7 protein-coding genes are annotated in these 6,358 nt (G+C 73.5%); 2 read left to right on the top strand and 5 right to left on the bottom strand.

Annotated elements, in window-relative coordinates; translation table 11 throughout:
- Positions 1-464 precede the first annotated feature (464 nt).
- Positions 465-1,847, top strand: a complete 1,383-nt coding sequence (locus ACFVFS_RS40300; RefSeq protein ID WP_380630095.1) for an MFS transporter — start codon at positions 465-467, stop codon at positions 1,845-1,847.
- Positions 1,848-1,948: 101 nt separating this feature from the next.
- On the opposite strand, the gene ACFVFS_RS40295 is transcribed toward ACFVFS_RS40300, so the two are convergent.
- Both ACFVFS_RS40295 and ACFVFS_RS40290 read right to left on the bottom strand, forming a co-directional pair.
- On the bottom strand, positions 1,949-2,512 hold the full coding sequence (locus ACFVFS_RS40295; RefSeq protein WP_380630093.1) for a DinB family protein: 564 nt from the start codon (positions 2,510-2,512) through the stop codon (positions 1,949-1,951).
- 54 nt (positions 2,513-2,566) lie between these two features.
- Positions 2,567-2,995, bottom strand: coding sequence for a GNAT family N-acetyltransferase (locus ACFVFS_RS40290; protein ID WP_380630092.1), 429 nt, complete (start codon positions 2,993-2,995; stop codon positions 2,567-2,569).
- A gap of 136 nt (positions 2,996-3,131) precedes the next feature.
- On the opposite strand from ACFVFS_RS40290, the gene ACFVFS_RS40285 reads away from it, so the two are divergent.
- A complete protein-coding gene (locus tag ACFVFS_RS40285; RefSeq protein WP_380630090.1) occupies positions 3,132-3,929 on the top strand; it encodes a phosphotransferase enzyme family protein in 798 nt (265 codons plus the stop codon).
- Positions 3,930-3,942: 13 nt separating this feature from the next.
- On the opposite strand, the gene ACFVFS_RS40280 is transcribed toward ACFVFS_RS40285, so the two are convergent.
- From ACFVFS_RS40280 to ACFVFS_RS40270, 3 genes are all read right to left on the bottom strand, one after another.
- On the bottom strand, positions 3,943-4,812 hold the full coding sequence (locus tag ACFVFS_RS40280) for an S-methyl-5'-thioadenosine phosphorylase (protein WP_380630089.1): 870 nt from the start codon (positions 4,810-4,812) through the stop codon (positions 3,943-3,945).
- A gap of 223 nt (positions 4,813-5,035) precedes the next feature.
- Entirely contained in the window at positions 5,036-5,581 is a 546-nt protein-coding gene (locus tag ACFVFS_RS40275) for a hypothetical protein (protein ID WP_380630087.1), read from the bottom strand.
- A 249-nt stretch (positions 5,582-5,830) separates the two neighbouring features.
- Complete coding sequence (locus ACFVFS_RS40270) at positions 5,831-6,130, bottom strand: hypothetical protein (protein WP_380630085.1); 300 nt, start codon at positions 6,128-6,130, stop codon at positions 5,831-5,833.
- Positions 6,131-6,358: the final 228 nt, after the last annotated feature.

Genomic DNA, 6,358 nt, shown 5'->3' with positions numbered 1-6,358 from the left:
CAGCACCACCGCATCACCCACGCCCTCCACGCCCTCGCCCGCGGCGCCCACCTCCCCCTCCTCCTCCGCGGCACCCCCGCCGAATAGCCGCAGCGACACCCGGGGACGGGAACCCGGTCGGTTCCCGGCGCAGGAAGTCGGCGTGGCCGACTTCCTGCGCCGGGGTCGCCGAGGTGCCGAGGGTCACACCGGCGGGCTCGGGGCGGGTGGCGGTGGGCGTTCGGCCCGGCATTCCGGGGCGGAAGGCCGCTTCGCACGGGCCGAGGGCCTGTCCGATTCGGGACCTTCGCCTTGTTTTCCGTTGACCTTCGGCCCCGGGGGACACCCTTCCGACCCGGGCAACTGTGGACGGTCGCCCGGTGGACTCCGGGCGAGCGGGCCGCCGCGAGCGGCGGCCCGGCCACGATCGTCTACGCGGCGCACGGGTGCGACAGCACGCGGTGCGCTCCGGAGGACCCGAACGCATGTCCCGCACCATCGACAACGCCCCGTATACCGCCTTCCACCGCAGGCTCGCCCTCGCCTGCTCCGGTGGCCCGCTGCTCGACGGGTACATCCTGAGCATCGTGGGCGTCGCCCTCATCGGAATGCGTCCCGAGCTGGGCCTCTCCACCGCCGACGTCAGCCTGATCGGCGCCGCCGCGCTGGTCGGCATGTTCGTCGGCGGCGCGCTCTTCGGCGTGCTGACCGACAAGATCGGGCGGGAGGTGATGTACACCGCCGACCTGCTCGTGATGATCGTCTGCTCGGTGCTGTCCTTCTGGGTCGACGCGGTCTGGGCGATCGCCCTGCTGCGCTTCGTCCTCGGCATGGCGGTGGCCGCCGACTACCCCATCGCGACGTCCCTGCTCGCCGAGTGGCTGCCCGCCAAGCACCGCGGGCGGCTGCTCGGTCAGCAGATCGTCGCCTGGTACGCCGGCGCCGTGCTCGCCTACCTGACCGGCTACCTCTTCCTGCGGATCGGCGGGCCGGGCAGCTGGCGCTGGATGCTCGGCAGCTCCGCCGTGCTGTGCGTGGTGTTCCTGGTGATCCGCCGCGGCTCGCCCGAGTCGCCGCGCTGGCTGGCCGCCAACGGCCGGGTCGGCGAGGCCGTCCGGCTGGTCGAGCGCCACCTCGGGGTCAAGGTCGACGGCCGGGAGCTGATGCCCGACCGCACCGCCCCCGGCGCCCCGACCGGTCTGCGGCTGCTGATGACCCCGCCCTACCGGCGGCGGACGCTCTTCTGCGGGCTCTTCTTCCTCTGCCAGGTCGGCCCGCTGTTCGCGATGCTCACCTTCGGGCCGCAGCTCCTGGAGGCCTTCGGCATGCCGGGCGGCACCGTCCTGGAGACCCTCGGCACCGGCCTGATCAGCCTGGTCTTCCTGCTCGGCTGCTATCCCGCGCTGCGGCTGATCGACACCTGGGGCCGCCGGCCGGTGATCATCCGCTCCTTCGCGCTGATGATCGTCCCGCTCGCCGTCCTGGGCCTCTGGCCGGACGCCCCGGCCGCCGTCGTGGTCGTCGCGCTCTGCGCGTACGCCTTCCTGTGCGGCGGGCCGAACGTGCTCGACTGGACCTACCCCAACGAGCTGTTCCCCACCGAGGTCCGGGCCACCGCCGTCGGCGTGGCCACCTCGGTCAGCCGGATCGGCGCCGCCGTCGGCACCTACCTGCTGCCGCTGTCGCTGACCGGCCTCGGCACCGGTCCGACCATGCTGATCGCCGCCGCCGTCACCGCGGGCGGCCTGCTGGTCTCGGTGCTCTGGGCGGAGGAGACCCGCGGCACCGCGCTCGGCGCTGCGGCCTCGCCCGCCCCGGCGGCCGGCCGGGCCCGTGTGGCCCGGACCGCGCCGCAGCCGGTGCGCTGACGTTCCGTCACCGACAGGGAGCCGGGGCCGTGTCCGATGCCGGGACGCGGCCCCGGCGGTGTGCGGGGACGGCGCCGCCGCAACGCGCGGCGGCCCTGCGCCTATTGACCGACGCGTCCGTCGACGCACTCGCGGAGCAGGTCGGCGTGGCCGCAGTGGCGCGCGTACTCGTCGACGATGTGCAGCATCACCTCGCGGACGGAGAGCTTCTCGCGGCCCGGGCGCTCGCCGAGGTCGTCGGAATACCGGGCCAGGGTGGCGTCCAGGTCCGCCTGCTCGCGCGCCAGGTCGGCGAACGCGGCGTCCACCACGGCCTGGTCGGCGACGGCGCCGTCGAAGTCGGCGTCGCGCGGGCCGTAGAGCTTGGGCCGCGGCTCGCCGTCGGTGACCCAGTTGTGCCAGTCGCGCTCCACCTCGGCGAGGTGGCGGACCAGGCCGAGCAGCGACATCGTCGACGGCGGAACAGAGCGGCGGGCCAGCTGCTCGGCGTCCAGGCCCTGGCACTTCAGGTGCAGGGTGAGGCGGTAGTTGGTGATCGCCGACCGCAGGGTGGCCAGTTCGCCGTCCGGGCCGGGGCCCTCGTTGTCGCGCGGGTCGTCGTCCGGGTCCATCCACATGTCGGGGTAGACGGTCGCCTGGGTCCATCGCGCGGGTTGTTCGCTCATACGGGCCATGGTCGTTCGTGGCAGGCCGGGCCGCCACCGGGTTTTCCGGGGGGCTCAGAAGGGGGCGCTGTCCTCGAAGGACCAGTCGAGCACCTCCTGCGGTCCCTGCCGCGCGACGCCGCCCGCGCAGCGGTACACCGAGCGGGCCGCCGGGTTGTCCCGGTCGGCGAGCACCCACATGCCGTAGCAGCCCAGGTCGCGTGCGAGGTCCGCGAGCGCCGCGGTCAGGGCCGGGCCGATCCCGCGACCGATGAACCGCGCGTCCACACCCAGCTCGTGGAGCAGCATCCGGGTGCCCCGGTCCGGCTGGGTGGTCTCCACCCCGGTGACCATCGCGGCCGGGGCGTCGTCGACGTACGCGACGAGGAGGTGGTGGCGGTCGTCCGCGAGGAAGCGGGCGGTGGCCTCGGGGAGCGGCGGCGAGTCGAAGAGGTGCCCGGCGGCCTGGACGTCCTCGGCGCGGGTGACGCGGCGGATCTCCATGAGGAAATGCTGACAGAATCCTGGCGGGGTCGACAGCATTCCTTCACATCGGACGACCGGGCCGGGGCGAAATCCGGATGCCGCCGGACGGGCCGTCAGGGTACGGTCCGCGCGTGGGCGAACGAGAGGCGGCGGCATGAGGTCGGACGACCGCGAGGAGCGGCTGAGCGGAGGGAACGCCACCGCGGACGTCGTCCGGGTCGGGGACACCGTGCGGCGCACCGCCGGGCCGTGGACGCCCGCCGTGCACGCGCTGCTGGCGCACCTGCACGGGGTCGGCTTCCGGGCCGCGCCGCGCCCGCTGGGCATCGACGGGCAGGGGCGCGAGGTGCTCGGCTTCGTCCCGGGGCGGGTGGTGTGGCCGGACCGGTTCGCCCTGCTGGACCCCGTCGCCCGGCTGGCCCGGGTGGCCCGGCTGATCCGCGAGTTCCACGACGCCGTGGCGGACTTCACGCCGCCGCCCGACGCGCGGTGGCAGGTGCTGATGCGGGACGACTCCCCCGCGGCCGGCGAGATCATCGCCCACCAGGACCTCGCGCCGTGGAACCTGGTCGTCGACGAGGGGTCCGACCGGTGGGCGTTCATCGACTGGGACACGGCCGCGCCCGGCTCCCGGCTCTGGGACCTCGCCTACGCCGCGCACGGGTTCCTCCCGCTGGCCGCCGACCCCGCCTTCCGCCGCGCCGACGCGGCCGAGCGGCTGCGCGCCTTCGTCGACGCCTACGGGCTGGACGAGGACGAGCGGCGGCGGCTGGTCCCGGTGCTGGGGCGGCGTACCCGGGCCATGCACGACTTCCTGCGCGAGCAGGCGGGCCTGGGCGTCCAGCCGTGGACCCGGCTGTGGCGGGAGGGCCACGGGGACACCTGGCTGGCCAACACCGGGTACATCGAGCAGCGCGAGGAGCGGTGGCTGCGCGCGCTGCTCGACGGCTGAGGACCGGGCGCCGCTACTCCCCCGGGACGCCGGGCAGGCCGGGGGTGAAACCGTCGAGGGCGTGCCGGCACGGGCAGCTGCGGGTGGCGGGCAGCGCCTCCAGCGCCTTGAACAGCACGGTGCGCAGCCGGTCGACGTTGCGGCCGAACACCTCCAGGACCTCGGCGTGGGTGACGCCCGCACCGCTCTCCACACCCGCGTCCAGGTCGGTGACCAGGTTCAACGAGGTGTAGCAGAGGCCGAGTTCGCGGGCCAGCACGGCCTCCGGGTGGCCCGTCATGCCGACCGTCGACCAGCCGTTCGCGGAGAACCAGCGCGACTCGGCGCGGGTCGAGAAGCGCGGGCCCTCGATCACCACCAGGGTGCCGCCGTCCACCGGCTCCCAGGCGGCTCCGCGGGCCGCGTCCAGCACCGCGGCCCGCCCCGCCGGGCAGTACGGGTCCGCCATCGGCGCGTGCACCACCCCCGGCACCGAGCCGTCCGGGAGCGGCACGCCGTCGTAGAAGGTCTGTGCCCGGGCGGCGGTGCGGTCCACGAACTGGTCCGGCACGAGCAGCGTCCCCGGGCCGTACTCCGGCCGCAGGCCGCCCACCGCGCACGGCCCGAGCACCTGCCGCACCCCGAGCGCGTGCAGCGCCCAGAGGTTCGCCCGGTAGTTGATCCGGTGCGGCGGGATCCCGTGCCCCCGGCCGTGCCGAGGCAGGAACGCCACCCTGCGGCCGCCCACCTCCCCGACGAACACCGAGTCGCTCGGCGGCCCGTACGGCGTCTCCACCGCCACCTCGGCGACGTCGTCCAGCAGCGCGTACAGCCCGGACCCCCCGATCACCCCGAGCTCCGCCCGCTCGTCAGCCGTACCGCCCGTGCCCGTGCCGCCCGCCATGCCGCCCGCCTCTCGCCGAAGGATTCCACCGGGCTCCAGCCTACGAGGGCGGCGCTCGCGTACCCGTCGGGCCGGCGAGGCGGGAGGGGGAGGCTGCTGCCGGAGCGGTGGGCCCGGGGCTCCCCGGGAGGTGCGGGCCGCTCGGACGCCTCCGGCCCCGCCACTCACGCGACGGGGCCGGAGACGGAGGATCAGACGTGCGTCACGCCGCCTGATCGGAGCCTCACTTCGAGGTGGTGAGCTCCAGCAGGGTGAACGGGCGCTGCTGCGGGTCGGTGAGCTCGCCGACCTTGTTCCAGCTGCCCGGCTTCAGGTCGTGGATCTTGGTCTCGGTGCCGGTCACCATGACCAGGTGGACCGAGTACTCGGCGTTGGTGGAGACGGCGTAGGTCGACGGCAGCTCCAGGGTGAGCCGACCGGTCGTGCCGGTGGTCTTGAAGCAGAAGCGGCCGCCGCCCACCTTGTCGATCTCCGCCAGGTTCCGGGCGTCGACCTCCAGCATGCCCGGAGCGCAGGTGTCGAGGACGATGTGGCCGTCGCCGCTCTTCAGCCGGATGCCGCGGTCCGCGAAGATCTGGTCCGCGTTCGGGTAGACGAAGTCCTCCACGGCCGGCGGCGGGGTGTCGTCGTCGGTCAGCGCCTTCGGAGCGACGGCGGCGGCGCCGGCCGCGGCTGCGGTGTCGTCGGCCGCGACGGCGCCCACGACGCCGGACACCGCAACCGCGCCGGCGACCGCGCCGACAATGACCATCCTGGTGATGGAACGCATGAGTAAAGCCCCCTAGTTGATCGTTGATTGCTGCTGATGCGCAGCGGAGATGTCCAGTTTGTACACGTACCGGCAACCCGGCCGAACGGTGCCTCCGGACTCGACCGGCACCATTGCTATCACGTGCCGGTCGGCTTCCGGAAGATCGCTTCCCACTTCGGAGTCATCCGGAATTCCATGGTGTTCGCACACGGTGCACATGTCCGGGAAACGGGTCGCCGCGAACAGGTGAACCGTGGACGAACCGGGCTATCGGGTGACCCACATCGCCAGGGCGCCGAACACGACGATCGACGCGAGGAGTTGCGCGAGCATCGCGGGCGGGGCCGCCTCGTCCTCCGACTCGCCCTTCTCCTTCGCCTCCAGCAACCGCCGCGCCAGCTCCCTGCGGTGGCCGATCACCCCCACCGGGAAGCACGCCACCGCGAACGAGTACATGGCGAGCACCGTGGCCGCCTCCATGTGCTTCGCGTAGTAGCTGCCGACCCCGAAGAGCACCATCGCGAGCGGCGTCAAAGCGGCGGTGATCCGGTGTGTGCGGGTGGGCATTCCCGGCACCAGGAGAACCCAGAAGCCTGCGGTCACCAGGATCGCGATCCACCACCACGACGCCGCACCAAGCCCGAGCGGATACACCGCACACCCCCTTGTCCCGGTTGTGGGGGGCCCGGCCAAACCGGGCGCCCCCACACCGTTCCGGCAACGCCCCAACCAAAATGCCCCGGGGGGTATTAAAAAAAAACAGCCCCCCCCACAACAACACAAAAAGTAATGCCG

The organism is Kitasatospora sp. NPDC057692 (assembly GCF_042799475.1).
Classification (GTDB): Bacteria; Actinomycetota; Actinomycetes; order Streptomycetales; family Streptomycetaceae; genus Kitasatospora.
This window is presented reverse-complemented; position numbering and strand designations above follow the sequence as displayed.

What these genes read in the sequence shown, in the direction of transcription:
- ACFVFS_RS40300 (WP_380630095.1), top strand. Translation starts at nt 465, where the DNA reads ATGTCCCGCACCATCGACAACGCCCCGTATACCGCCTTCCACCGCAGG.
- ACFVFS_RS40275 (WP_380630087.1), bottom strand. Translation starts at nt 5,581, where the DNA reads ATGCGTTCCATCACCAGGATGGTCATTGTCGGCGCGGTCGCCGGCGCG.
- ACFVFS_RS40285 (WP_380630090.1), top strand. Translation starts at nt 3,132, where the DNA reads ATGAGGTCGGACGACCGCGAGGAGCGGCTGAGCGGAGGGAACGCCACC.
- ACFVFS_RS40290 (WP_380630092.1), bottom strand. Translation starts at nt 2,995, where the DNA reads ATGGAGATCCGCCGCGTCACCCGCGCCGAGGACGTCCAGGCCGCCGGG.
- ACFVFS_RS40280 (WP_380630089.1), bottom strand. Translation starts at nt 4,812, where the DNA reads ATGGCGGGCGGCACGGGCACGGGCGGTACGGCTGACGAGCGGGCGGAG.
- ACFVFS_RS40295 (WP_380630093.1), bottom strand. Translation starts at nt 2,512, where the DNA reads ATGAGCGAACAACCCGCGCGATGGACCCAGGCGACCGTCTACCCCGAC.
- ACFVFS_RS40270 (WP_380630085.1), bottom strand. Translation starts at nt 6,130, where the DNA reads ATGCCCACCCGCACACACCGGATCACCGCCGCTTTGACGCCGCTCGCG.